Here is a 24,541-nt window from a genome sequence, read left to right as displayed (position 1 = left end):
CTTCCTTTTTTTTTTTAAAGCCCGGGGGGGGGCACCCCGCCCCACCCCCCGGCTCGGGGGGGGCCGCCCCGCCCCGCGTTCGGGGCCCCCCCCCCCCTTGGCCCCCCCCGCCGGGGGCCACCCCGGGGGGGCCGCGACGCGTTTCCGCTCAGTCCCCGCGGTCCGGGTACGGGTCCAGGTCGGTCTCCTCGAAGACCAGCAGGGTGCGGGTCGACAGCACCTCCGGGATGGACTGGAGCCGGGTCAGCACCAGCTCGCGCAGCGTCCGGTTGTCCGGGGTGTGCACCAGCAGCAGGACGTCGAAGTCTCCGCTGACCAGGGCTATGTGCGCGGCGCCCGGCAGGGCCTGGAGCTGTTCGCGCACGGTGCGCCACGAGTTCTGGACGATCTTGAGGGTGATGTAGGCGGAGGCGCCGTGCCCCGCCCGCTCGTGGTTGACCCGGGCGCCGAAGCCGCGGATCACCCCGTCGTCGATGAGCCGGTTGATCCGCGCGTACGCGTTGGCGCGGGAGACGTGGACCCGCTCGGCCACCGAGCGGACCGAGGCCCGGCCGTCGGCCTGGAGCAGCCGCAGGATGTCCCGGTCGACGGCGTCCAGCGGGCGGGCCGGCGGCATCGGGGGGACCATGGCAGGGCCGGTCGGCGCTCCCGCCGACGGGCCCGACGGGCTCCCCCACGGCCCCGCCGGGGCGGGCGCCGTCCCGGCCGCGGGGGCGGCGCCGGGGGGCGCGTTCAGGGGCGCGTCGTCCGTGTGCTCGTCGACGTCGGCCATTTGTTCATCCGCCATGTCCCCCCGCCTCTCTCTCGTGGACGACCTGCATCCATCCCAGGCTGTGGAGAACCGTTTGTCCACAGGCTGGAGGTGCCTGTAGCCAAAATGCCTCCACGACCGAACAATCGGTAGGTGAGGCGCGCCACATTCCGCGCCACCCGCCTTCGGGTCTTATGCCCGCTCCCACGAGGAGGTGGACTCGTTGCAACAGCGCAGTTCGACAGTCCAAGAGCCCCCCGGCGCCGTCGGCGCCTACCGGCCCACCCCGCCCCCGGCCTGGCGGCCCCGCACCGACCCCGCCCCGCTGCTGCCGGACGCCGAGCCGCTGCGCGTGCTCGGCACGGACGCGGTGGCCGACGCGGACCCCGAGCTGCTGCTCCGCCTCTACCGGGAGCTCGTCCGGGGCCGTCGGTACAACGCGCAGGCGACGGCGCTCACCAAGCAGGGACGGCTCGCCGTCTACCCCTCCACGACCGGTCAGGAGGCCTGTGAGGTCGCCGCGGCGCTGGCCCTGGAGGAGCGGGACTGGCTCTTCCCCTCGTACCGCGACACCCTCGCCGCCGTCGCCCGGGGCCTCGACCCCGTCCAGGCCCTCACCCTGCTGCGCGGCGACTGGCACACCGGCTACGACCCGCACGAGCACCGCATAGCGCCGCTCAGCACCCCGCTCGCCACCCAGCTGCCGCACGCGGTGGGCCTCGCCCACGCCGCCCGGCTCAAGGGTGACGACGTGGTCGCGCTCGCCATGGTCGGCGACGGCGGCACCAGCGAGGGCGACTTCCACGAGGCGCTGAACTTCGCCGCCGTCTGGCAGGCCCCCGTGGTCTTCCTCGTGCAGAACAACGGCTTCGCGATCTCCGTGCCGCTCGCCAAGCAGACCGCCGCCCCGTCCCTGGCCCACAAGGCCGTCGGCTACGGGATGCCCGGCCGGCTCGTCGACGGGAACGACGCCGTCGCCGTCCACACCGTGCTCACCGAGGCCGTCACCCGCGCCCGGCGCGGCGGCGGGCCCACCCTCGTCGAGGCCGTCACCTACCGGATCGACGCCCACACCAACGCCGACGACGCCACCCGCTACCGCGGCGACAGCGAGGTCGAGACCTGGCGGGCCCACGACCCGATCCTCCTCATGGAGCGCGAGCTCACCGAGCGCGGCCTGCTCGACGAGGACGGCCGCCGCGCGGCGGCCGAGGAGGCCGAGACGATGGCGGCGCGGCTGCGCGAGCGGATGAACGCCGACCCCGTGCTCGACCCCATGGATCTGTTCGCCCACGTCTACGCCGAGAAGACCGCGCAGCTGCGCGAGCAGGCGGCGCAGCTGCGGGCGGAGCTCGACGCCGAGAGCGAGGCGGGATGACCACCCACGCGACTGCCAGGCCGGCCGCGAAGGCGGCGGCCAAGCCCGCCACCATGGCACAGGCGCTGCAGCGGGCCATGCGCGACGCGATGGCCGAGGACCCCACCGTCCACGTCATGGGAGAGGACGTCGGCACGCTCGGCGGTGTGTTCCGTGTGACCGACGGCCTCGCCAAGGAGTTCGGCGAGGACCGCTGCACCGACACGCCGCTGGCCGAGGCGGGCATCCTCGGCACGGCCGTCGGCATGGCGATGTACGGGCTGCGGCCGGTCGTCGAGATGCAGTTCGACGCCTTCGCCTACCCGGCGTTCGAGCAGCTCATCAGCCATGTCTCCCGCATGCGCAACCGCACCCGCGGCACGATGCCGATGCCGATCGTCGTCCGCGTGCCGTACGGCGGCGGGATCGGCGGCGTCGAGCACCACAGCGACTCCTCCGAGGCGTACTACATGGCGACGCCCGGCCTCCACGTCGTCACCCCGGCGACCGTCGAGGACGCCTACGGCCTGCTGCGCGCCGCCATCGCCTCCGACGACCCGGTCGTCTTCCTGGAGCCCAAGCGGCTCTACTGGTCGAAGTCCGACTGGTCGCCCGAGGCGCCCACGGCCGTCGAGCCGATCGGCAAGGCGGTCGTCCGCCGCCGCGGCACCAGCGCCACCCTCATCACCTACGGCCCCTCCCTGCCGGTCTGCCTGGAGGCCGCCGAGGCCGCCACGGCCGAGGGCTGGGACCTGGAGGTCGTCGACCTGCGCTCCCTTGTGCCCTTCGACGACGAGACCGTGTGCGCGTCCGTGCGCCGCACCGGCCGGGCCGTCGTGGTGCACGAGTCCGCCGGCTTCGGCGGCCCCGGCGGCGAGATCGCCGCCCGCGTCACCGAGCGCTGCTTCCACCACCTGGAGGCGCCGGTGCTGCGCGTCGCGGGCTTCGACATCCCCTATCCGCCGCCGATGCTGGAGCGGCACCACCTGCCGGGAGTCGACCGGGTCCTCGACGCCGTCGCCCGGCTCCAGTGGGAGGCGGGGCGCTGATGGCCCAGGTGCTCGAATTCAAGCTGCCCGACCTCGGCGAGGGCCTCACCGAGGCCGAGATCGTGCGCTGGCTCGTCGACGTCGGCGACGTCGTCGCCATCGACCAGCCCGTCGTCGAGGTCGAGACGGCCAAGGCGATGGTGGAGGTGCCCTGCCCGTACGGAGGCGTGGTCACCGCCCGCTTCGGCGAGGAGGGCACGGAACTCCCCGTCGGCGCGCCGCTGCTGACGGTCGCCGTGGGCGGTGTGCCGGACGGGGGCGCGGCTCCGGCCCCCGAGGCCGCGAAGGTCCCGCAGGCGGCGGCCGCCAAGGACGCCGAGTCCTCGGAGTACTCGGGCAACGTCCTCGTCGGCTACGGCACCGCCGGGCCCGCCGCCCGGCGCCGCCGGGTCCGGCACCAGGCGCCCGCGGCGCCCGCGGCCCCCGTGGCCGCCGCGCCCGCGGCCCTCGCGGAGCCCGAGGCCCCGGCGGGGCCCGTGCCCGTCATCTCGCCGCTGGTGCGCAAGCTCGCCCGCGACGGCGGACTCGACCTGCGGCAGGTCCGTGGCTCCGGCCCCGAGGGCCTGATCCTGCGGGCCGACGTGGAGACGGCCCTCGCCGTCCGCGACCGGGCCGCGACGGTGGCCGCCCCGGCCCCGGCGCCCGTCGCCACGGCCGCCTCCGCCGCCGTGGGCGAGCGCGTTCCGCTGCGCGGAGTGCGCGGTGCCGTCGCCGACAAGCTGTCGCGCAGCCGCACCGAGATCCCCGACGCGACCTGCTGGGTCGACGCCGACGCGACCGAACTCATGGCCGCGCGCGCGGCGATGAACGCGGCGGGCGGCCCGAAGATCTCCGTGCTCGCGCTGCTCGCCCGGATATGCACCCACGCCCTGGCCCGCTTCCCGGAGCTCAACTCCACGGTCGACACGGCCGCGCGGGAGATCGTCCGGCTGCCCGACGTGCACCTCGGGTTCGCGGCCCAGACCGAGCGCGGTCTGGTCGTTCCCGTGGTCCGGGACGCCGGCGGTCGCACCGCCGAGTCGCTGACCGCCGAGTTCGCCCGGCTCACCGAGTCGGCGCGGCAGGGCACGCTGACTCCGGCGGACCTGACCGGCGGCACGTTCACGCTGAACAACTACGGGGTGTTCGGGGTCGACGGCTCGACGCCGATCATCAACCACCCCGAAGCGGCCATGCTCGGCGTCGGCCGGATCGTGCCCAAGCCCTGGGTGCACGCCGGAGAGCTGGCGGTGCGTCAGGTGGTGCAGCTCTCGCTCACCTTCGACCACCGGGTGTGCGACGGCGGGACGGCCGGTGGCTTCCTCCGCTATGTCGCCGACTGCGTCGAGAACCCGGCGGTGCTGCTCCGCACGCTCTGACCGGTTCGCGGCGTACGACTCCGCCGGGAGGACACCGGCCGGGGCACGGGGCCCCGGCGGTGCCCGGCGGCTCTGTCCGGGGCCCAACCCCACGCCGGGTCCCGGACGCGTTCCCGGCGTGCCGGGCTGTGCCGGGCCGGTCCTCCGGTCGGCCCGGGCGCGGACCATACTGCTGGGATGACGACCGCGTACGACGCCATCGTGCTCGCCGGGGGCGCCGCCAGGCGCCTCGGCGGGGCCGACAAGCCCGGGGTACGGGTCGGGGGACGCCCCCTGCTCGACCGGGTCCTCGCGGCCTGCCGCGACGCCGGCCGCGTCGTGGTCGTCGCCGAGCCCCGCGCGACGGCCCACCCCGTCGAGTGGGCACGTGAGGACCCGCCCGGCGGCGGCCCCGTCGCCGCCCTCGACGCGGGCCTGCGGCGCCTGGCCGAGGCGCCGGCCGAAGCCCCCGGCACGACGGCGTCCGGGCCTGCCGGTCCCTTCACCCACGGCTCGTCGGGCCCTGCCGAGCCTTCTGCCCACCGCGCCTTGGGTTCCGCCGGTCTCCCTGCCCACCGCGCTCCGGATCTCGCCGACTCTTCCGCCCACGGCTCGTCGGGCCTCGCTGGCCCTTCGTCCCACGGCTCGTCGGGTCTCGCCGGCCCTTCCGACCACCGCGCCTCGGACGCCGGCCCCGCCGCCCCGGGCGAAGCCGCCACCGCCTCGGACGCCGTCCCCGCCGCCCCGGGCGAAGCCGCCACCGCCTCGGGCTCCGGCCCCGCCGCACCCTCGCGCGCAGCCTCCGCAACCTCCGGCTCCGCCGCAACCTCCGGCCCCGCCCCCTCCGCATCCTCGCGCCCCTCCGCAACCTCCGGCCCCTCCGCAACCTCCGGCCCCGCCCCCGCCGCAACCTCCGGCCCCTCCCCAGCCCCCCGCCCCGCCGCGCCCTTCGTGCTCGTGCTCTCCGCCGATCTGCCGTTCTTCGGGGTGGGGGCCGCTCGGCGGCTCGTGCGGGCGCTGGAAGGGGCGCCGGGCAGTGAGGGCGCCGTCATGGTGGACGCGGAGGGCCGGGAGCAGCCGTTGGTGGCGGTGTACCGGGTGGAGGCCCTGCGGCGGGAGCTGGAGCGGGCCGGGCCCGTGCTGGGCGGGCTTCCCCTGCGGAGGGTCGTCGGCGGGCTGCGGGTCGAGCGGGTCGCCGCGGAGGGCTCGGCGTCCTTCGACTGCGACACCTGGGAAGACATCGCCACCGCCCGGGCGCGGATCAGGGAGCATGGGAACGTGCTGGATGAATGGATCACCGCAGTCAAGGACGAACTGGGCATCGACCTGGACGTCGACACGGGCCTGCTGCTCGACCTGGCCCGCGACGCCGCGCATGGCGTCGCCCGCCCGGCCGCGCCGCTGACCACGTTCCTGGTCGGGTACGCGGCGGCGAGCGCCGCCGGGGCCGGCGGGGGCCGGGAGGCCGTCGCCGAGGCCGCACGTAAGGCCTCCGCGCTCGCCCAGCGCTGGGCCGGGGAGCAGGACGAGGCCGGATGACCATGAAGGAGCGGGTGCCCGACGACGGCGTGGACGACATCGGCGTGCACGACATGGGCGTGGAGGACACCGGCGGGGACGACGACGGCCGGGACGACGACGGCCGGGACGACGACGGCGTGGAGGACGCCCTCGCGCTCGTCGGACGCCGCCGAACCGATTCCTCACCCGACGCGCCGGCCCCCACACCGAGCCCCGCGCCCGCCTCCGTACCGCGGCCGGAGCCGCACCGGGCCACGGACTGGCCCGAGGCCCGGGCCGTGGCCGCGCGGGCCGGGGCGCGGGCGGCGGCAGCGCGGCCGGCCGGGCGGGTGCCGCTCGGGCAGGCACTCGGCCGGATCCTGGCCGAGCCGCTGCACGCGCTCACCGACCTCCCCTCCTTCGACACCTCCGCCATGGACGGCTGGGCCGTCGCCGGCCCCGGCCCCTGGCGGACCGTCCCCGAGGGCGCCGTCCTCGCCGGGCACTCCGGCGCCACCGAGCTCGCCGACGGCGACGCCGTACGGATCGCCACCGGCGCCCGGGTACCGGCCGGGGCGACCGCCGTCGTCCGCAGCGAGCACGCCCGTACCGACCCGGCCGGGCAGCTGCACGCCCTGCGCGTGGTCACGCACGGCCAGGACATCCGCCCACGGGGCCAGGAGTGCCGCTCCGGCGACCGGCTGCTGCCCGCCGGTAGCGCCGTGAGCCCCGCCGTCCTCGGGCTCGCCGCCGCGGCGGGCTACGACGAGCTGACCGTGCACCCGCGCCCCCGCGTGGAGGTCCTGGTGCTCGGCGACGAACTGCTCACCGCCGGGCTCCCCCACGAGGGCCTGATCCGCGACGCTCTCGGGCCCATGCTCGCCCCCTGGCTGCGGGCGCTCGGCGCCGACGTGCTCGGCACCCGCCGGATCGGCGACGACGCCGAGGAGCTGTACGCGGCCGTCACCGGCTCCCAGGCCGAGCTCGTGGTCACCACCGGCGGCACCGCGGCAGGTCCCGTCGACCACGTGCATCCGGTGCTCGCCAAGGCCGGTGCCGTCCTGCTGGTCGACGGCGTGAAGGTCCGGCCCGGCCACCCCATGCTGCTCGCCGAGCTCCCGGGCCCGGGCGGCGCCCGCCGTCCCGCCCGGCACCTCGTGGGCCTGCCCGGCAACCCGCTCGCCGCCGTCTCCGGACTGCTGACGCTCGCCGAGCCGCTGCTCCGCGCCCTGGCCGGACGCGCCACCCTGCCGGCGGCCCCCGCCTCGTCCACGACCCCCGCCTCGTCCCTGTCCGTGGGCTCTTCCGCGGCCCCCGGCCCGTACCGCGTGGAGGTGCGTGAGGAGATCCAGGGGCATCCGTACGACACCCGGCTCGTGCCCGTCGTGCGGCGCGACGGCGAGGCCGTGCCGCTGCGCTATCACGGGCCCGCCATGCTCCGGGGCATCGCCGCCGCCGACGGCATGGCCGTGGTTCCGCCCGGTGGTGCCGCCGCCGGGCAGCTGCTGGAGGTCCTGGATCTTCCCTGGCCGGCCGGTGCCGGACTCGACGCGGACGAGGGGGCGTGTTTCACGTGAAACTTCCCAGCCGGGACGCGATGGCGCGTCAGGCCGAGGAGCGGGTGTCAGGTCCCCGCGTGCGGCTGCCGCGCCGGGTGGTCGAGAAACCGCTCCGGCAGGTGGGCAAGCGGCTCCTCATGGCGCTGGGCGTCCTCGTCATCACCGTCCTCATCGTCTACGCCGACCGCGAGGGCTACCACGACAACGCCAACGAGACGGTCGACTTCCTCGACTGCGTCTACTACGCGACCGTCACCCTCTCCACCACGGGCTACGGCGACATCGTCCCGTACAGCGACTCGGCGCGGCTCGCGAACATCCTGCTGGTCACGCCGCTGCGCGTGCTGTTTCTGATCATCCTGGTCGGCACGACTCTCGAGGTCCTCACGGAACGGACCCGGGAGGAGTTCCGGCTGAACCGCTGGAGGGCCACCTTGCGTGAGCACACCGTCATCGTCGGATTCGGCACCAAGGGGCGCTCGGCGATCCAGACGCTGTGCGCGACCGGGCTGCGCAAGGACCACATCGTCATCGTCGACCCGTCCAGCAAGGTGATCGAGGCGGCCAACGCGGACGGTTTCGTCGGCGTCCTCGGCGACGCGACCCGCAGCGACGTCCTGCTCCGCGCCGAGGTGCAGAGGGCCCGTCAGATCGTCATCGCCACCCAGCGCGACGACACCGCGGTGCTCGTCACCCTCACGGCCCGTCAGCTCAACCGGGGCGCCAAGATCGTCGCTGCGGTCCGCGAGGAGGAGAACGCGCCGTTGCTGCGCCAGTCCGGCGCCGACGCCGTGATCACCAGCGCCAGTGCCGCCGGCCGGCTGCTCGGTCTCTCGGTTCTCAGCCCCAGCGCCGGCACGGTGATGGAGGACCTCATCCAGCAGGGCACCGGCCTCGACCTCGTCGAACGCCCGGTGACCAAGGCCGAGGCCGGGCGCAGCGTGCGGGAGACCGACGACCTGGTGGTGAGCGTGCTGCGCGGACACCGCCTGCTGGGTTACGACGACCCCGCCGCCAGCCCGCTCCAGCTGACCGACCGCGTGATCACCATCGTGCGCGCCGCGGCGGTCACCCCGCTCACCACTCCCGCGGAGGACTGAGCCGTCTCCGGGAGTAGCCTCGCCGGCATGCATGCGATCACGATTCCGGAACCCGGCGGGCCCGAGGCGCTGGTCTGGGCCGAGGTGCCCGATCCCGTCCCCGCCGAGGGCGAAGTGCTCGTCGAGGTGGTGGCGAGCGCCGTCAACCGTGCCGATCTGCTCCAGCGCCAGGGCTTCTACGACCCGCCGCCGGGCAGCTCCCCGTACCCCGGTCTCGAGTGCGCGGGCCGGATCGTCGCGCTCGGCCCCGGAGCCTCCGGCTGGTCCGTCGGCGACGAGGTGTGCGCGCTGCTCGTCGGCGGCGGATACGCGGAGAAAGTCGCCGTGCCCGTGGGGCAGTTGCTGCCGAAGCCGGAGGGCATGGACCTGGTGACGGCCGCCGCGCTGCCCGAGGTGGCCTGCACGGTCTGGTCGAACGTTTTCATGCTCGCCCATCTGCGGCCCGGGGAGACGCTCCTGGTGCACGGCGGGGCGAGCGGCATCGGCACCATGGCGATCCAGCTCGCCAAGGCGGTCGGCGCGCGCGTCGCGGTCACCGCGGGCAGCCCCGAGAAGCTGGCCCGCTGCGCCGAGTTGGGCGCGGACATCCTCATCGACTACCGCGAGCAGGACTTCGTCGAGGAGCTGCGCAAGGCGACCGACGGGGCCGGCGCGGACGTCATCCTCGACATCGTCGGCGCCAAGTACCTGGAGCGGAACGTCAAGGCCCTCGCCGTCAGCGGCCGGCTGGTCATCATCGGCCTCCAGGGCGGCGTCAAGGGCGAGCTCAACCTGGCCGCGCTGATGGCCAAGCGCGCCGCCGTCCTCGCGACGACGCTGCGTTCCCGCCCGCCGGCCGAGAAGGCGGCGGTGGTCGCCGCCGTCCGCGAGCACGTGTGGCCGCTGATCGCCGCGGGCACCGTCACCCCGGTCGTGGACCGCGCCCTGCCGATGACGGACGCCGCGGAGGCCCACCGGGCCGTCGAGGCGAGCAGCCATGTCGGCAAGGTGCTCCTGCTGGCGCCGTAACCGGCTCCGCGACCAGTTCGGTCACCAGCTTCGTAACAGGCGCCCGGTCCGGCCCGTTCCGGACGGCGCAGTTCCCGGACAACCTGTCCCCGGACAACCCGCCCCCGGACGTACGAGGGGCCCGGCACACCGTCGTTCACGGTGTCCCGGGCCCCGGGCATCTCGCGGAAGGGCGAGATCGCCGGCTGCCTACAGGTACGGCCCCGAGCCGACCGCGCGGCCGCGCTGCGGTCCGTGGTCGTCGTCATCGTCGTGCGACGCGCCGGGCGGCAGCGCGCGGCGCATCTGCTCCAACTGGGCGCGGGCCGCCATCTGCTGGGCGAACAGCGCCGTCTGGATGCCGTGGAAGAGGCCTTCGAGCCAGCCCACCAACTGGGCCTGCGCGATGCGCAGTTCCGCCTCGGAGGGAATGGCCTCGTCGGTGAACGGCAGGGACAGCCGCTCCAGTTCCTCCACCAGCTCCGGGGCCAGCCCGTCCTCCAGCTCCTTCACCGAGCTGGCGTGGATCTCCTTGAGCCGAACACGGCTGGCCTCGTCGAGAGGTGCCGCCCTGACCTCTTCAAGCAGCTGCTTGATCATGCTGCCGATGCGCATGACCTTCGCAGGCTGTTCGACCATTTCCGTCACCGGGACCTCGCGGGATTCGTCGTCACCCGTGCCGCCGAGCGCCATCCCGTCCTGGCCCACGATGAGGACCTGGGGGCTCTCCGGCGACCTTTCATTCCTCGGCATCTCCATGCCGCCATTCTCTCGCACGTATGCCTCATCACACGGTGTGCCCCCGGAGGAGGGTGATCCACCCTCCTCCGGGGGCACGAGCCGGCAACGGCCCCGTCGGTCCCGCGGACGTCAGTGCGCGGCGCGGCGGGCCAGTGCCCCGCGGGAGCGGGTCACCAGGGCCGCCAGCAGGGCGGCGCCGAGCGGTACGGCCACCAGCAGGGCGGCGAGCGTCTCCCACGGGACGACGATCGGCACGACCGGCGGTCGCAGGTCGCCCCAGCCCTCGTCCATGGCCCGCTGGTAGAAGCCCATCTGCTCGCGCTCCTCGGTGAGCCTGAGCCCGATGGCGGGCAGGACGCCCGCGGCGGAGCCGAGGACCACGCCCATCGCCGCGACGACTCCGCACTGGAAGCCGCTGAGCGTACGGCGCACCCGGGGCGGGGCGCCGACGGCGGACAGGGTCTTCAGGTCGGCCTCGGCGTCGGCCTGGGCGAGACCGGTGGCGATGCCGGCCGCGCCGATGGTGACCAGGCCGGCGAAGACGGTCAGCGCGAGCAGCACGATGCTGTTCTTGCTGACGTAGCCCTCCTCCAGCGTCAGGTCGACGCTGGAGCCCAGCTTGGCGATCTCACCGTCGAGCTTCTGCCGCTGCTCGGTGCTCGGCAGGCGGTCGGTGGTGAAGTACGCGCCCATGGGCACCGTGGTCAGTCCCGCGGCCTTGGCGGCGGCGGGGCTGAGGATGCTCTGCACGCCGTACGAGAGCGGGGAGCCGGGCACGAGGTAGGCGGGGAAGGCCTTGATCTCGCCGGGCAGCGGCTTGTTCTCCTGGGCGGCCTTGTCGTAGGCCTCCTGGTCGGTGATCAGCCGGATGCCGACGGTGCCGTTCCTGTCGATCTGCGGCTTGGAGAAGCTGACGAGCTTCCCCTCGGCGAGGGCCTTGGCGGCGCCCGGGTCGGTGATGCCAAGGACCTTGAGGACGGCGGCGTCGGCGACGAGCATGTTGCCCTCGACGTAGACGCCCTCGCCCCTCATCGACTGGCAGCGCCAGTCCTCCTGCTGGAGCTTGCGGCGCTGTTCCTTGGTGAACCGCTCCGAGGGATCGGAGCCGTCCTCCGTGGCGGCCCACAGGGGGCACTCGTTCGCCTTGGGGACGACGATCTCGAAGCGGCCGCAGCCCTGGCCGCCGCCGTAGGTGTCGCAGCCCTGCCTGCCCACGGAGATCCGGGACACGTCGGCGCGCACGTCGACGGGGAAGGTGCGCTGGACGGCCTCGCGGACGGCGGGGGCGTCCCGGCCGCCCTCCTCGGTGACGAGGGCGGCGACGGCGCCGTACGGCAGCCTCGGCTGGTACTCCTGCCGGTCCCCGGCGTCCGCGCTCGCGGCGTACGTGGAGACGGCGACGGTGCCCGCGACGGCGGCCAGGACGGCGGCGACGGCGGGTGCCGTACGGCCCCGGTTGCGCACCGCGTCGCGCAGGGCGAGGCGCGGCGAGAGCGGCAGCCAGCGGCCCCCGCGCCCGAACAGGCCGACCAGGGCCGGGGTCAGGGCGACCACGCCCAGCTCGGCGATGGCCGAGCCGCCGGCCACGATGACGAACTGGTCGGTGACGACCGAGCCGTAGAGGGCGATCGCGGCGCCGATGCCGACGGCGACGAGGCCGACGACCGGCAGCACCCGGCTGGAGCGGCGCACACCGCGGCGGCCGGTGAGCGAGGCGAGCACGGTGGTCCGGGAGGCGGTGACCGCCGGGACGATCGCGGAGAGGAGACCGGTCAGGACGGCGATCGCGGCGATGCCGAGGAGCTCCAGCGGCCGCACGGTGAAGCCGCCGAACCGCTGGCCCATGTACTCCTCGAGGAGCGGCCGGAGCGCGAAGGTGAGGACCAGGGCGAGGACCGTGCCGACGACGGCCGCGGCGACACCGATGACGAGACCGCCGCTGAGCACGATGGCACGGATGTGGCTGCGGGCGCCGCCGTTGGCGCCGACCAGGCCGAGCTGGCGGCGGGAGCGGCGGGCGCCGACCGCGAACGCGGGACCGGCGAGCAGGGTGATCTCCAGCATCGCGAGGCCCACCACGGTGCCGACCGCGGCGAGCGCGGCGGCGTCGGCGGCCGTGCTGGTCTCGTAGGAGCCCCAGCCGTCCTTCTGGAACAGCGGGACCTCGGAGTCGGCGGGCGGGTCGAGGACCACGGCGCGCGAGACGACGACGACACCCTTGGTGTTGATCTGCTGCACGGTGTTCCACGTGAAACCACCGGACTTCTGCACCAGGTACACGGTGTCGGTGTCGGGCTTCGGGATGCCGGACTTCTCGACGGCGCTGCCGTACGGCGCGAGGAACGCGCCCGGCAGGGCGTTGACCTGCTCGACCTTGAGGTCGCTGGGCAGTTCGTACGCGCCGGTGATCCGGTACTCGCGGTCGAATCCGCGGGCGGTGAGCGTGGAACCGACCGAGAGACCGCTGTTCTCCAGGAAGGCGGTGGTCGCGGCGACCTCGTCGCTCTTCTCCGGGAAGCGGCCGTCGGTGAGCCGCATGATGCCGCGGGCGACCGGGTCGGCGGCCTTCAGCTCACGGACCTCGGTCTGCAACAGACCGTGGGTGGTGGTCAGTTTGGCGGTGCCGCGGCTGTCGGTGAGGACCGTGGCACCGGCCGGTATGGCCTTGGTGACGTCCGTCGGCCCGTTCGGCCACGGCTTGTTGGCGCCGTCGTAGTCCTCGACGGGCGTGCTCTGCTCGCCCTTGGGGTCCTGGAGCAGCGGAACGCCCTCGACGTGGCCGTCGGAGAAGCGGGCGTCGGCGGCGCCCATGGACCGCTCCAGCTGCTGCTCGGTGGTGAGTTCGGAGCTGCGGAACGTCAGGTCGAAGGCGCTCACGCCGAGGATCGGCAGGGCGATCATGGCGAGGACGAGGAAACTGCGGCCCTTGGAACGCCAGGCGTCACGGCGGGCGATGCGGACCGCGGCCCGCCAGGAGTGGAACCAGGTCGTCACCGCTGCGCCGCCCGGCCGGTCAGGAGCGAGTCGGCCTCGCTGCGTACGGTCTGGTCGACGACGGCGCCGTCCCGCAGGAACACGACGCGGTCGGCCCAGGCGGCGAACCGCGGCTCGTGGGTGACCAGGACGCCGGCGGCGCCCGCGTCGCAGCGGGAGCGCAGCAGGGCGAGCACGGACTCGCCGGTCTCGGAGTCGAGGGCGCCGGTCGGCTCGTCGGCGAGGACCAGCCGGCGGTCGCCGACCAGCGCGCGGGCGATGGCCACGCGCTGCTGCTGACCGCCGGACATCTCGTCGGGGAAGCGCTCGGCGAGGTGTCCGAGGTCCATTTCGGCGAGGGCGGCGAGGGCCTCGACGCGGGCCTTGCGGGCGGAGACGCCGTCCAGTTCGCGGGGCAGGGCCACGTTCTCGGCCGCGGTGAGCGCCGGTATGAGGTTGTAGTCCTGGAAGACGTACCCGATGCTGCGGCGGCGCAGCGCGGCGAGCTGCTTGGGACTCGCGGCGGTGATGTCCGTGTCCTCCACGATCACCCGGCCGGAGGTGGGGCTGTCGAGGCCGCCGGCGATGGTGAGCAGGGTCGACTTGCCGGAGCCCGACGGGCCCATGACGGCGACGAGTTCACCGGGGTGGACGTCGAGGTCGATGCCGCGCAGGGCGTGGACCTCGGTGGCGCCCGAGCCGTGGACGCGGGTCAGGTTCTGCAGGCGCAGCACGGGCTGCTGCTGTGCGGTGGTCATGGAATCCCCCTCGGGCGTACGCGGGCGAACGGCCGTGTGCGGAACGGCCGCTGACGGCGCCGGACGTACGGTCTGGGCCTGGGTCTTGGTCCGGGCCTGGATGTGGGTCTGAGTGCGGGTGTGGGTCTGGGTGCGGGTGTGGGTCTGGGTCTGGTCCGGATCTGCTGGTGATCCGGGCGGGTGTCCGGTCAGGACGAGCGGGCGGTGCTGCCGGCGCGCGAGGTGACCGGTGGGGTGCTCCCCGGGGGCGACGCGGTGCGCCCCGTCGGCGCCGGAGCGGCGGCCCGGGAGGCGGTGGCCGCCGCCGAGAGGCGGATCAGCCGGGCCTCGCAGTGGTCGAGCCAGCGCGCCTCCGCCTCGGTCTGGAAGATCAGCTGCTCGAGCACGAGCAGCCACGCGACGTCGTCGCGCTCCTGCGCCCCGGGGTCCGCGACCGCCTTCTCGACGGCGGTGATGGCCTGGGCCTTGAGCCGGGTGTAGTCCTGCATGGCCTTCACCGTGTGGCGGCGCTGCGACTGGATGACGTCGCGGATGTCGACGCCGGACGCGCCGACGGCCATGGCGAGCTTGATGGCGAGCTCGTCACGGGCGGGGCTGGTGCGGTCGACGGGGTTCTCGAACCAGCTGAGCAGCTCGGCGCGACCGCTCTCGGTGATCGCGTAGAGCGCGTGGCCGGCCTCGTCCTCGCCGTCCTGGACGACCATCCCGTCCCGTTCGAGGCGGCTGAGGGTCGTGTACACCTGGCCCACGTTGAGCGGCCAGGTGGCACCAGTGCGGGACTCGAACTCGGTACGGAGCTGCGAGCCGTAGCGCGGGCCGCGTTCGAGGAGGGCGAGAAGCCCGTGACGGATCGACATACCGAGTATGTATACCGAGTAAGTCGGCGCTCACAAGCACCTTCCGACGGACCTCGGTGGTCCGTCTCAAGACGGACCCGGGTGCTCCCGGACGGCTCAGCGGCGTCGCATCCGCACCCCGAGGAAGCCGATGCCGAGCCCCATCAACGCGAGTCCCACGCCCAGCGTCAGCACGGGAACGCGCCGGTCGGAGAGGTCCGTGGCGGCTTCCGCGCCGGTCCGCGGCGCCGCGGCGGGGACACCCTCCCGCGTGGAGTCCGCGGCCGGGGCGTCCGTCCCGGGTACGACGCCGACGGCCTCGCCGGCCTCCGCCTCCGGCTCCTCTTCTGTTGCCGTTTTGGTACGAGCAGGGTCGCCCGGGCCCGTCGAGGCCGAGGTCGGCGACCCGGACGAGTCGGCTGAACCGGGTGACTCGGACGGGGCGGACGGGGCGGCGGGCCGCCCGGGCCGCTCCCGCCCCTCGCCCGCCGGGCGCCCCGCGAAGGACGCCGGGTCGCTGGGCACCGCCGGTTCGGAGGGCTCGGGCGGCGACGCGGAGCCGGAGGGCACGGCGGAACCGCTCGGCGCGGGAGCGGGGGAGACGGTGGCGGAGGGGCGGGCGGAACCGCTCGCCGAGGGCCGCGGGCGCGGGTCGGCCGTGACGGCGGACGGCGCCGGCCGCGCGGGCGCGCCGGACGCCGCGGGCCTCGCGTGCTTCGAGGGTGCCGAGGGGGTGGGAGCGGAGGCGCTGCGTGTGGCGACAGGCGGCGCCTCCGCCGCGTACGCGGCCGGTGCGGGGAGCGCCGCGGCCGTCATGGCGCAGGTCAGGCCCGTCACCAGCCGGTGGGTGAGGCCGGGCGCGTGCGCCCGCGCACGAGGACGTGGTTCTGGAGTCACCGGGTGACCCCCTCCCGTACCGAGCCGCCGAGTCGTTCAACTCAGCGTCACATGACGGGAGAAAACCGGCATTCCGGGCGGGTCCGCCCGTGGCGGGACCCGCCCCGCCTATGGCCGGGCCTGCCCGGGACCCGCCCGGCCCGTGGGCGGACCGGGCTCTGCCCGGACCCGCCCCAAGCCGGGCCCGCCCGGAACGGCGGCCGGCGTGCCGGCTACTGCTGCGGCGGGTTGCCCGTGGACACCTGGAAGGTGAACTCGGCGTCTTCCTTGGTGATGTCCTGGCCCGCCGGCGGGTACTGGGTGATCACCGTGCCCTGGCCGTACGTCGCCTCGTCGACCGACGTCTCCGCCTTGATCTTCCAGCCGGCGGCCTGGAGGCAGTCCTTCACGGACTTGATGTTCTTGTACGTGAGGTCCGGGACCTCGAACTTGGCCGGGTCGCTGGACGACTCGCGCGGCTCCGAGCACTTCTTCGGGTCGATGGTCTTCGAGTAGTCCGGACCCTTGTGACCGGGGGCGTTGCTGGCGCTCTGGCCGGGGTCGGCCCCGCCGCCGCCGGCGTTGTCGTCCGATTCGCGGTTCATCAGCGAGATGCCCGTGATCGCACCGGCGACCAGGACGAGGGCGATCGCGCCGATGGCGATCTTGTTCCGGCTCCCGCTGCCGCCGCCGGCCGCGGCAGCGCCCGCGTGGTGTGACTGCACGGTGTACGGGCCGGGCGCGGGCGTCGGGGCGGGCGCCGGCGTCTGGTAGGCCGGGGCCGGGGTGTGGACCTGCTGCGGGTAGCCGTAGGAGGGCGCGGGGGCCGGCGTCGGCGGCCCGTACGGCCCGGGCTGCGGGGTGTGCGGCATCGGCTGGTACGGCGTCTGCATGCCGTGCGTGTTCGGCGGCGGCGTCTGGCCGACCGGCGGGAAGACCGCCGAACCGACGCCCGAGCCGCTGTTGACCGGGCCGCCCGCGACGATCACCGGAGCGCCGGTCTGGCCGGCGGAGAGCACCCGAAGGCACTCGTCGCGCATCGCCGCGGCGCTCGGGAAACGCTCGTTCGGGTTCTTCTTCAGCGCGCGGGCGACGAGCGCGTCCATCGCCGGCGTCACCGAGCGGTTCACCGAGGAGGGCGCGACCGGCTCCTCCTGGACGTGCGCGTAGGCAATGGCGAGCGGCGAGTCCGCGTCGAACGGCAGCCGGCCCGTGAGCAGCTGGAACAGCATGATGCCGACCGAGTAGAGGTCGGAGCGGGCGTCGACGGCGCGGCCCAGGGCCTGCTCGGGGGAGAGGTACTGCGGCGTGCCGACGACCATGCCGGTCTGGGTCATCGAGGTGACGCCGGACTGCATGGCGCGGGCGATGCCGAAGTCCATGACCTTGACCACGCCGCGCTTGGTCATCATCACGTTGCCCGGCTTGATGTCCCGGTGGACCAGGCCCATCTCGTGGCTGGTCTCCAGGGCGGCGAGCACGTCGGCGGTGACCTTCAGCGCCTTGTCGGCCGGCATCGCGCCGTACTGCTGCACGTCCGCGGCGAGCACCGAGCCGAGCGGCTGGCCCTCGACGTACTCCATGACGATGTACGGCATGACGGAGCCGTCGAGGTCGTCCTCGCCCGTGTCGAAGACCGAGACGATGTTGGTGTGCGACAGCTTCGCGACGGCCTGCGCCTCGCGGCGGAACCGTTCGCGGAAGGACTGTTCGCGGCCGAGCTCGGTGTGCAGCGTCTTGATGGCGACCTGGCGGTCCAGCGCGCTGTCGTACGCAAGGTAGACGGACGCCATGCCGCCCTCGCCGAGCAGGTCGCGCAGCTGGTACCGGCCGCCCGCAACCGAACCGCCCGCATAGCGGCCCTGTGCGCCGTCCTGGCTCATCTCGTGCTTCCCCCATACGCGCGCGTGGCGGCGCTGATCCGGAATATTCCCGGCCAAGTCTGCCCGAGGGCAGTGACACGTCAAGCGGCGCACCCGTTCGGTGCCCGATCCGTGACCCTCTGCACAGCGGATGTCCCGGAAGCGTGACAGGAAGGCAACGGAATTTGCACAGGTGTACGTGCGCGGAGTTCCATGGCCGGTCCATCGCGGACCGTGATGTCGTACGGAGCCTGTAGCGTGACGACCGGACACGGCACGAGAGACGACGGCGAGGACTGATGGCACCCGAATCCGAAGCTGGTGGCGGTGTGCCGGACGCGTCCGCCGAGTCGTGGGGCATCGGCGGAGTCGTCGGCGACGGACGCTACCGGCTGACGCACCGTCTGGGCCGCGGCGGCATGGCCGAGGTGTTCGCGGCCGAGGACGTGCGCCTCGGGCGCACCGTCGCCGTGAAGCTGCTGCGCCCCGACCTGGCGGAGGACCCGGTCTCCAAGGCCCGCTTCACGCGCGAGGCGCAGTCCGTCGCGGGCCTCAACCACCACGCGATCGTGGCGGTCTACGACTCGGGCGAGGACGTGGTCGGCGGCCGGTCGGTGCCGTACATCGTGATGGAGCTGGTCGAGGGCCGCACCATCCGCGACCTGCTGATCAGCGCCGAGGCGCCGGGCCCCGAGCAGGCCCTCATCATCGTCTCCGGTGTCCTGGAGGCGCTCGCCTACTCGCACCAGCACGGCATCGTGCACCGCGACATCAAGCCGGCGAACGTCATCATCACGCACACCGGCGCCGTCAAGGTCATGGACTTCGGCATCGCGCGCGCCCTGCACGGCGCGCAGTCGACCATGACCCAGACCGGCATGGTCATGGGCACGCCGCAGTACCTCTCCCCCGAACAGGCGCTCGGCAAGGCCGTCGACCACCGCTCGGACCTGTACGCGACGGGCTGTCTGCTCTACGAGCTGCTGGCCCTGAGGCCGCCCTTCACCGGCGAGACACCGTTGTCGGTGGTCTACCAGCACGTCCAGGACGCCCCGGTCCCGCCGTCGGAGGTCGCGCACGGCGCGCCGCCGGAGCTGGACGGCCTCGTGATGCGCTCGCTCGCGAAGGACCCGGACGACCGGTTCCAGAGCGCCGAGGAGATGCGCGGGCTCGTCCAGTACGGGCTGCAGATGCTCCAGGAGCAGGGCGGTCACACCGGCGTGTGGAACACCGGCCCGGTGGAGGTGCACGACGGCCTGCACACGCCGGTCGGCGGCGTCGCCGCGACGACGGCCATGGGCCACCCGATGCACCACGACACCGCGCAGGGCCCGATCCTGCCGCCGATGAACCCGGACGACGGCGGATACGGCTACGACGGCGGACACGGGGGCCACGGCGGCTACGGCCAGGACGGCTACGGCCCGCACGGCGGCAACGGCAAGAACGGCAAGGGCGGGCGCGGCAAGGCGCTGCTCTTCGTCGCGCTCGCGCTGATCGCGATCATCGCGGGCGTCGCGTACGCCATCGACAAGGCCGGCGAGAAGGGCGGCGGCGACACGAAGCCGCCGGCGGTCACCGACTCGCCGTCCACGAAGGAGAAGTCGCCGACCCCGTCCGAGGAGCCGTCGACCGCGAGCCAGTCGCCGGACTCGTCGGGCGGCGGCAACGACGGCTCGTGGACGCCGCCCACGTACCGGCCGACGTACCGGCCGACGACCCCGCCGCCGACGACCGAGCCGTCGACCGATCCGACGGACACGACGGACGGCGGTACGGGGACGAGCGAGGGCACGACCGAGGGCGGCACGGAGGGTACGAGCCAGGGTTCCAGCGAGGGCACGTCCACGGGCACCTCGACGGGCACGTCCAGCGGCACCTCGACCGGCACCTCCTCCGGCTCGGGCACCTCGACGGGCACCTCTTCCGGCACGTCCACCGGTACCTCGACGGGCACGTCGACGGGCACGACGACCGGCAGCTCCACCGGGACCACCGGCTGACGCTCAGTCCGTGAACGCGTCGCGCACCGCCTCGTACTCACGGGTCCACCACACGGCCAGGGCCGACACCGCGGGGAACTGCGGGTCGGCCCTGCGGTCGTGCCGCTGGTAGCGCCAGCGCAGGGTCCAGAAGTCGTTGAGCCGCTCCCACCACACCCGGTCGACGGCCGCGGCCAGCTCGGCGCCGTCGGCGCCGGCCGCGCGCCGGTAGGCCCGCGCGTACGCCCGCACCTTGTCGAGGGCCAGCTCGCCCGCCGGCCGTACGAAGAAGATGGCGGCGGCCCGTACGGCCTCCTCGGCGCGCGGGCGGACCCCGAGCCGGTCCCAGTCGACGATCGCGGCGGGCTCGGCGCCCCGGTAGAGCAGGTTGAAGGGGTGGAAGTCGCCGTGCACCCAGCCGGTCGGGGCGGCGGCCGGCGGGCGGCGGTGGGCGTGCTCGGCGAGCAGCACCCGGCGTTCCCGCAGCCGGTGCTCGGCGAGCTCGTCGAAGCCGTCGCGCGGGCGGCGGGCGCGGACCAGCCGGAGCAGCTCGTCGATCAGCCGGAAGGTGTCCTCGGGGCGGGCGCTCTCGTGGCCGGTGTCGGGGCCGCCGCCGGGCGGTGGTGACTCCATGACCCGGGCCAGGCAGGTGTGGACGTGCCCGAGGAGGGTGCCGAGCCGGCGGGAGCCGGCGGTGGTGAGCTGGGCGCCGTCGCGGTGCCGGCCGTCGATCCAGGGGTGCAGCGCGTAGCAGTGGCCGCCGATGACGGCGACGGTGCGGCCGGTGGCGTCGGGCAGCGGCGGGGCGACGGGCAGTCCGAGGGCGTGCAGCCGCTGCGTGGCCCGGTGCTGCCGGACGATGGTGTCCCGGTCGGCGGTGCGGGCGTCCAGGTGCTGCTTGAGGAAGTAGGCGCCGCGGGTGGTGGCGAGCCGGTAGCCACGGTTGAGCAGCCCCTGGGCCACGGGTTGGCAGGAGAGCGGCTCGCCCGCGTCCGTGTAGCGGCGCAGCAGGGCGCCGACCGGTGGAACCAGGGGAGGTGCAGATGAGCGCGGCACTCCGCAGATGTTAGATCACGCTACGTGGTGGAGATGTCGCTCCAAGGAGCGCACGTCCTGGGCCCGTTCGGGCTGTTCGGGCCGCCGGGGGTGTTCGGCCTGGTCGGACGAGTAGTCGAGGGTGTGCACGGTGACGAACTGGGGCTCGATGCGCATGTAGACCGGCTCGAAGGCCTCGCCGTCCACCGAACGGGGGGCCTGGCCGAAGGCCGCGAGCTGCTCCTCGGTCGGCTCGACGATCGCCGCGGTGCCGGTGAACTGGACGGACCACAGGTTGTCGGCGCCGGAGGTGAGGTTGTCCGCGCCGTACGCGACGACGCTGCCGTTGCAGGCCCGGTGGTAGCCGAGGCCGCGGTGCATGCGGATCAGGACGTCGCCGTCCGCCACGATGTGGCGGGCCGGGGCGACGAACGGCATCGCCCGCATGCTCGTGGCCAGCCGCCCGTACGACACACGGTTCAGCAGCTCGATGGCGCGTTTCTCCTCGGTGGACATGGCTTCCACTCTCCGCCACCGGCACGGTGTCGGGAAAGGGGCCCCGGCCCCGGTTCGCGGGGACGTAGGTCCCGAATGCGGGCCGCCCGGCCCCGCTCACCCGTTCGAGTGAACCGGTCGGGCCGGGCGGGAACGCGCGCCGTCAGTGGCGCTCGGCCTGCATCCTCGCCACGTACGCGGCGGCCTGGGAACGCCGCTCCATGCCCAGCTTCGACAGCAGGCTGGAGACGTAGTTCTTGATGGTCTTCTCCGCGAGGTGGAGCCGCTCGCCGATGGCCCGGTTGGTCAGGCCCTCGCCGATCAGATCGAGGATCCTGCGCTCCTGCTCGGTGAGACTGGCGAGCCGGTCGTCGCCCTTGGGGCTGTTCCCGTCCCGCAGCCGCTCGAGCACCCGGGCGGTGGCCACCGGGTCGAGCAGCGACTTGCCGGCCGCGACGTCCCGGACGGCGTTCAGGAGCTCGTTGCCGCGGATCGCCTTCAGGACGTAACCCGAGGCGCCGGCCATGATCGCGTCGAAGAGGGCCTCGTCGTCCGCGTACGAGGTGAGCATCAGGCACTTGACGGAGTCGTCCTGCGAGCGGACCTCGCGGCACACCTCGACGCCGCTGCCGTCGGGCAGCCGGACGTCGAGCACGGCCACGTCGGGACGGGTCGCGGGGATCCTGACCAGGGCGTCCGCGGCCGTACCGGCCTCGCCGACCACCTCGATGTCGTCCTCCACGGACAGCAACTCGTGGACGCCGCGCCGCACGACTTCATGGTCGTCCAGCAGAAATACCCGGATTTTTCCTTCTTCGCGCACGCGGTCAGTCTCACATATTGGCTCTTCCCGCGCCTGGGGTGCCCGGGATAACGTGCCGGGTGTTCCGACGAGGGCGTCGGGCCGCTGTCCCATGCGCTGACCAGCGGCGAATACCCGTTTTCTCGATTTACTTGGAAATCCAAGCAAAATCGCAGGTCAAGTGGGGTTTCGCAGGAATGCCGCACTGTGGGTAACGTGCCTATGACGACGCTTGCCGGATCACCTGTCACGCCGACCCCGGCCGCGTCGCACCCACCCCGTGCGAAGGGTACGGAGAAGGCGGAGCCGCACTGGCCTCAGGCGAACCCGGAGGCTGGACCGACGGAGGAGCACGCACGTGACCGTGGAGAGCACTGCCGCGCGCAAGACGACGCGACGCAGCAGCGGCGCCAAGCGCACAACCAGCGCCGCGAGCGCGAAGAAGGCACCGGCCGCGCAGAGCGCCGAGCCCGAGCTCGTTCAGCTGCTGACGCCCGAGGGTGAGCGCGTCCACCACCCCGAGTACGACATCGACCTGAGCGCCGAGGAGCTGCGCGGTCTGTACCGCGACATGGTCCTGACCCGCCGCTTCGACTCCGAGGCCACCGCCCTGCAGCGGCAGGGCGAGCTGGGCCTGTGGGCCTCGCTGCTCGGCCAGGAGGCCGCCCAGATCGGCTCCGGCCGCGCCCTTCGGGACGACGACTACGTCTTCCCGACCTACCGCGAGCACGGCGTCGCCTGGTGCCGCGGGGTCGACCCCACCAACCTGCTCGGCATGTTCCGCGGAGTGAACAACGGCGGCTGGGACCCCAGCAGCAACAACTTCCACCTGTACACGATCGTCCTCGGCTCGCAGACCCTGCACGCCACCGGCTACGCCATGGGCGTCGCCAAGGACGGCACGGACTCGGCCGTGCTCGCGTACTTCGGCGACGGCGCCTCCAGCCAGGGCGACGTCAACGAGTCGTTCGTGTTCTCCGCGGTCTACAACGCCCCGGTCGTGTTCTTCTGTCAGAACAACCAGTGGGCCATCTCGGAGCCCATCGAGAAGCAGACCCGCGTCCCGCTCTACCAGCGCGCCCGCGGCTTCGGCTTCCCCGGCGTCCGCGTCGACGGCAACGACGTCCTGGCCTGTCTCGCCGTGACCCGCTCCGCCCTGGAGCGCGCCCGCCGCGGCGAGGGTCCGACGCTCATCGAGGCGTTCACCTACCGCATGGCCGCGCACACCACCTCCGACGACCCGACCCGCTACCGCCGCGACGCGGAGCGCGAGGCGTGGGAGGCCAAGGACCCGATCCAGCGCCTGCGGACCTACATGGAGAACTCCGGTCTCGCCGACGCGGCCTTCTTCGAGGAGCTGGAGGCGGAGAGCGAGGCGCTCGGCAAGCACGTGCGTGAGGTCGTCCGCGCCATGCCCGTCCCGGACCACATGGCGATCTTCGACCACACGTACGCCGACGGGCACGCGCTCGTCGACGAGGAGCGCGCGCAGTTCGCCGCGTACCAGGCGTCCTTCGAGGGCGGAGAGGGCGAGTAACGATGGCTGTTCAGAAGCTTCCCCTCGCGAAGGCGCTCAACGAGTCGCTGCGCAAGGCCCTGGAGACCGACCCCAAGGTCGTCATCATGGGCCTGGACGTCGGCAAGCTCGGCGGTGTCTTCCGGATCACCGACGGTCTGCAGAAGGACTTCGGCGAGGACCGGGTCGTCGACACCCCGCTCGCCGAGTCCGGCATCGTCGGCACCGCGATCGGCCTCGCGCTGCGCGGCTACCGGCCGGTCGTGGAGATCCAGTTCGACGGCTTCGTCTTCCCGGCGTACGACCAGATCGTCACCCAGCTGGCGAAGATGCGGGCCCGTTCGCTCGGCACGGTGAAGATGCCGGTCGTCATCCGCATCCCGTACGGCGGTGGCATCGGCGCGGTCGAGCACCACTCCGAGTCCCCCGAGTCGCTCTTCGCGCACGTGGCCGGCCTCAAGGTCGTCACCCCGGCGAACTCCTCGGACGCCTACTGGATGCTCCAGCAGGCCATCCAGAGCGACGACCCGGTCATCTTCTTCGAGCCCAAGCGCCGCTACTGGGACAAGGGCGAGGTCGACACCGAGGCCATCCCCGGCGAGCTGCACAAGGCCCGGGTCGCCCGCGAGGGCACCGACCTGACGCTCGTCGCCTACGGCCCGATGGTGAAGACCTGCCTGGAGGCCGCCGCGGCCGCCGCCGACGAGGGCAAGTCGATCGAGGTCGTGGACCTGCGGTCGATCTCGCCGCTCGACTTCGACACCATCCAGGCCTCGGTGGAGAAGACCCGCCGCCTGGTCGTGGTGCACGAGGCGCCGGTGTTCTTCGGCTCCGGCGCGGAGATCGCCGCCCGGATCACCGAGCGCTGCTTCTACCACCTCGAGGCCCCCGTCCTGCGGGTCGGCGGCTACCACGCGCCGTACCCGCCGGCGCGCCTGGAGGAGGAGTACCTGCCGGGCCTGGACCGCGTGCTCGACGCCGTCGACCGCTCGCTGGCGTACTGAGGAGAGCACCGTGACCATCCG

General features: G+C 73.7%; 19 protein-coding genes and 2 pseudogenes. 11 read left to right on the top strand and 10 right to left on the bottom strand.

The window, feature by feature from the left end; genetic code table 11:
* Positions 1-148 precede the first annotated feature (148 nt).
* A complete protein-coding gene (locus tag ACFVGS_RS23965; protein WP_384411417.1) occupies positions 149-787 on the bottom strand; it encodes an Lrp/AsnC family transcriptional regulator in 639 nt (212 codons plus the stop codon).
* 178 nt (positions 788-965) lie between these two features.
* Here ACFVGS_RS23965 and pdhA (ACFVGS_RS23960) point away from each other — a divergent pair, with 178 nt between their 5' ends.
* From pdhA (ACFVGS_RS23960) to ACFVGS_RS23925, 8 genes and pseudogenes are all read left to right on the top strand, one after another.
* Complete coding sequence (gene pdhA / locus ACFVGS_RS23960; protein ID WP_384411419.1) at positions 966-2,129, top strand: pyruvate dehydrogenase (acetyl-transferring) E1 component subunit alpha; 1,164 nt, start codon at positions 966-968, stop codon at positions 2,127-2,129.
* Complete coding sequence (locus tag ACFVGS_RS23955) at positions 2,126-3,157, top strand: alpha-ketoacid dehydrogenase subunit beta (RefSeq protein WP_385693608.1); 1,032 nt, start codon at positions 2,126-2,128, stop codon at positions 3,155-3,157. Before pdhA (ACFVGS_RS23960) ends, ACFVGS_RS23955 begins: the two co-directional genes overlap by 4 nt.
* Positions 3,157-4,515, top strand: coding sequence for a dihydrolipoamide acetyltransferase family protein (locus tag ACFVGS_RS23950; RefSeq protein WP_385693607.1), 1,359 nt, complete (start codon positions 3,157-3,159; stop codon positions 4,513-4,515). The genes ACFVGS_RS23955 and ACFVGS_RS23950 overlap by 1 nt, the downstream gene beginning before the upstream one ends.
* Positions 4,516-4,692: 177 nt before the next feature.
* Positions 4,693-4,938 (top strand): annotated as a pseudogene (locus ACFVGS_RS23945) (molybdenum cofactor guanylyltransferase); the annotation flags it as partial.
* A 258-nt stretch (positions 4,939-5,196) separates the two neighbouring features.
* Positions 5,197-6,033, top strand: a pseudogene (locus ACFVGS_RS23940) (DUF6457 domain-containing protein); the annotation flags it as partial.
* 53 nt (positions 6,034-6,086) lie between these two features.
* Positions 6,087-7,571, top strand: a complete 1,485-nt coding sequence (locus ACFVGS_RS23935) for a molybdopterin molybdotransferase MoeA (protein ID WP_385693627.1) — start codon at positions 6,087-6,089, stop codon at positions 7,569-7,571.
* Entirely contained in the window at positions 7,568-8,653 is a 1,086-nt protein-coding gene (locus tag ACFVGS_RS23930; protein ID WP_385693606.1) for a potassium channel family protein, read from the top strand. The genes ACFVGS_RS23935 and ACFVGS_RS23930 overlap by 4 nt, the downstream gene beginning before the upstream one ends.
* Before the next feature lie 27 nt (positions 8,654-8,680).
* Complete coding sequence (locus ACFVGS_RS23925; RefSeq protein ID WP_385693605.1) at positions 8,681-9,661, top strand: NAD(P)H-quinone oxidoreductase; 981 nt, start codon at positions 8,681-8,683, stop codon at positions 9,659-9,661.
* A 189-nt stretch (positions 9,662-9,850) separates the two neighbouring features.
* Here the strand turns inward: ACFVGS_RS23925 and ACFVGS_RS23920 are convergent, their stop codons facing one another.
* The 6 genes from ACFVGS_RS23920 to ACFVGS_RS23895 all read right to left on the bottom strand — a co-directional run bounded on the left by ACFVGS_RS23920 (position 9,851) and on the right by ACFVGS_RS23895 (position 17,707).
* Entirely contained in the window at positions 9,851-10,399 is a 549-nt protein-coding gene (locus ACFVGS_RS23920; RefSeq protein WP_384411429.1) for a bacterial proteasome activator family protein, read from the bottom strand.
* Positions 10,400-10,510: 111 nt separating this feature from the next.
* Positions 10,511-13,375 carry an ABC transporter permease gene (locus ACFVGS_RS23915; RefSeq protein ID WP_385693604.1) on the bottom strand — a complete coding sequence of 955 codons (2,865 nt, stop codon included), beginning with the start codon at positions 13,373-13,375 and terminating at the stop codon, positions 10,511-10,513.
* The gene (locus ACFVGS_RS23910; RefSeq protein ID WP_384411433.1) at positions 13,372-14,112 is read right to left on the bottom strand and encodes an ABC transporter ATP-binding protein; all 741 of its coding nucleotides are present in this window, start codon (positions 14,110-14,112) and stop codon (positions 13,372-13,374) included. The genes ACFVGS_RS23915 and ACFVGS_RS23910 overlap by 4 nt, the downstream gene beginning before the upstream one ends.
* Before the next feature lie 188 nt (positions 14,113-14,300).
* On the bottom strand, positions 14,301-14,969 hold the full coding sequence (locus ACFVGS_RS23905; RefSeq protein WP_385693603.1) for a PadR family transcriptional regulator: 669 nt from the start codon (positions 14,967-14,969) through the stop codon (positions 14,301-14,303).
* A gap of 96 nt (positions 14,970-15,065) precedes the next feature.
* On the bottom strand, positions 15,066-15,845 hold the full coding sequence (locus ACFVGS_RS23900; RefSeq protein WP_385693602.1) for a hypothetical protein: 780 nt from the start codon (positions 15,843-15,845) through the stop codon (positions 15,066-15,068).
* Positions 15,846-16,057: 212 nt separating this feature from the next.
* Entirely contained in the window at positions 16,058-17,707 is a 1,650-nt protein-coding gene (locus ACFVGS_RS23895) for a protein kinase (RefSeq protein ID WP_384411437.1), read from the bottom strand.
* Between the two features lie 278 nt (positions 17,708-17,985).
* On the opposite strand from ACFVGS_RS23895, the gene ACFVGS_RS23890 reads away from it, so the two are divergent.
* Positions 17,986-19,689 (top strand): protein kinase, encoded by a 1,704-nt coding sequence (locus ACFVGS_RS23890; RefSeq protein ID WP_385693601.1) that lies wholly within the window; start codon positions 17,986-17,988, stop codon positions 19,687-19,689.
* Between the two features lie 3 nt (positions 19,690-19,692).
* Here the strand turns inward: ACFVGS_RS23890 and ACFVGS_RS23885 are convergent, their stop codons facing one another.
* The 3 genes from ACFVGS_RS23885 to ACFVGS_RS23875 form a co-directional block, all read right to left on the bottom strand.
* Positions 19,693-20,724: a phosphotransferase gene (locus ACFVGS_RS23885; protein WP_384411440.1), complete on the bottom strand. Its 1,032-nt coding sequence runs from the start codon at positions 20,722-20,724 to the stop codon at positions 19,693-19,695.
* Between the two features lie 15 nt (positions 20,725-20,739).
* A complete protein-coding gene (locus ACFVGS_RS23880) occupies positions 20,740-21,219 on the bottom strand; it encodes a pyridoxamine 5'-phosphate oxidase family protein (protein WP_385693600.1) in 480 nt (159 codons plus the stop codon).
* A 142-nt stretch (positions 21,220-21,361) separates the two neighbouring features.
* Entirely contained in the window at positions 21,362-22,021 is a 660-nt protein-coding gene (locus tag ACFVGS_RS23875; protein WP_385693599.1) for a response regulator, read from the bottom strand.
* Between the two features lie 337 nt (positions 22,022-22,358).
* Between ACFVGS_RS23875 and pdhA (ACFVGS_RS23870) the strand changes: the two genes are divergently transcribed.
* Together pdhA (ACFVGS_RS23870) and ACFVGS_RS23865 are read left to right on the top strand one after the other, a co-directional pair.
* Positions 22,359-23,537 (top strand): pyruvate dehydrogenase (acetyl-transferring) E1 component subunit alpha, encoded by a 1,179-nt coding sequence (pdhA, locus tag ACFVGS_RS23870; RefSeq protein WP_384411446.1) that lies wholly within the window; start codon positions 22,359-22,361, stop codon positions 23,535-23,537.
* Positions 23,538-23,539: 2 nt separating this feature from the next.
* Positions 23,540-24,520 carry an alpha-ketoacid dehydrogenase subunit beta gene (locus ACFVGS_RS23865; RefSeq protein WP_384411448.1) on the top strand — a complete coding sequence of 327 codons (981 nt, stop codon included), beginning with the start codon at positions 23,540-23,542 and terminating at the stop codon, positions 24,518-24,520.
* Positions 24,521-24,541 lie beyond the last annotated feature (21 nt).

The sequence above is a fragment of the Streptomyces sp. NPDC127114 genome (assembly GCF_042677525.1).
Classification (GTDB): domain Bacteria; phylum Actinomycetota; class Actinomycetes; order Streptomycetales; family Streptomycetaceae; genus Streptomyces.
Note: the sequence above shows the minus strand (reverse complement) of the source record. Positions and strands in the feature narration are given on the sequence as shown.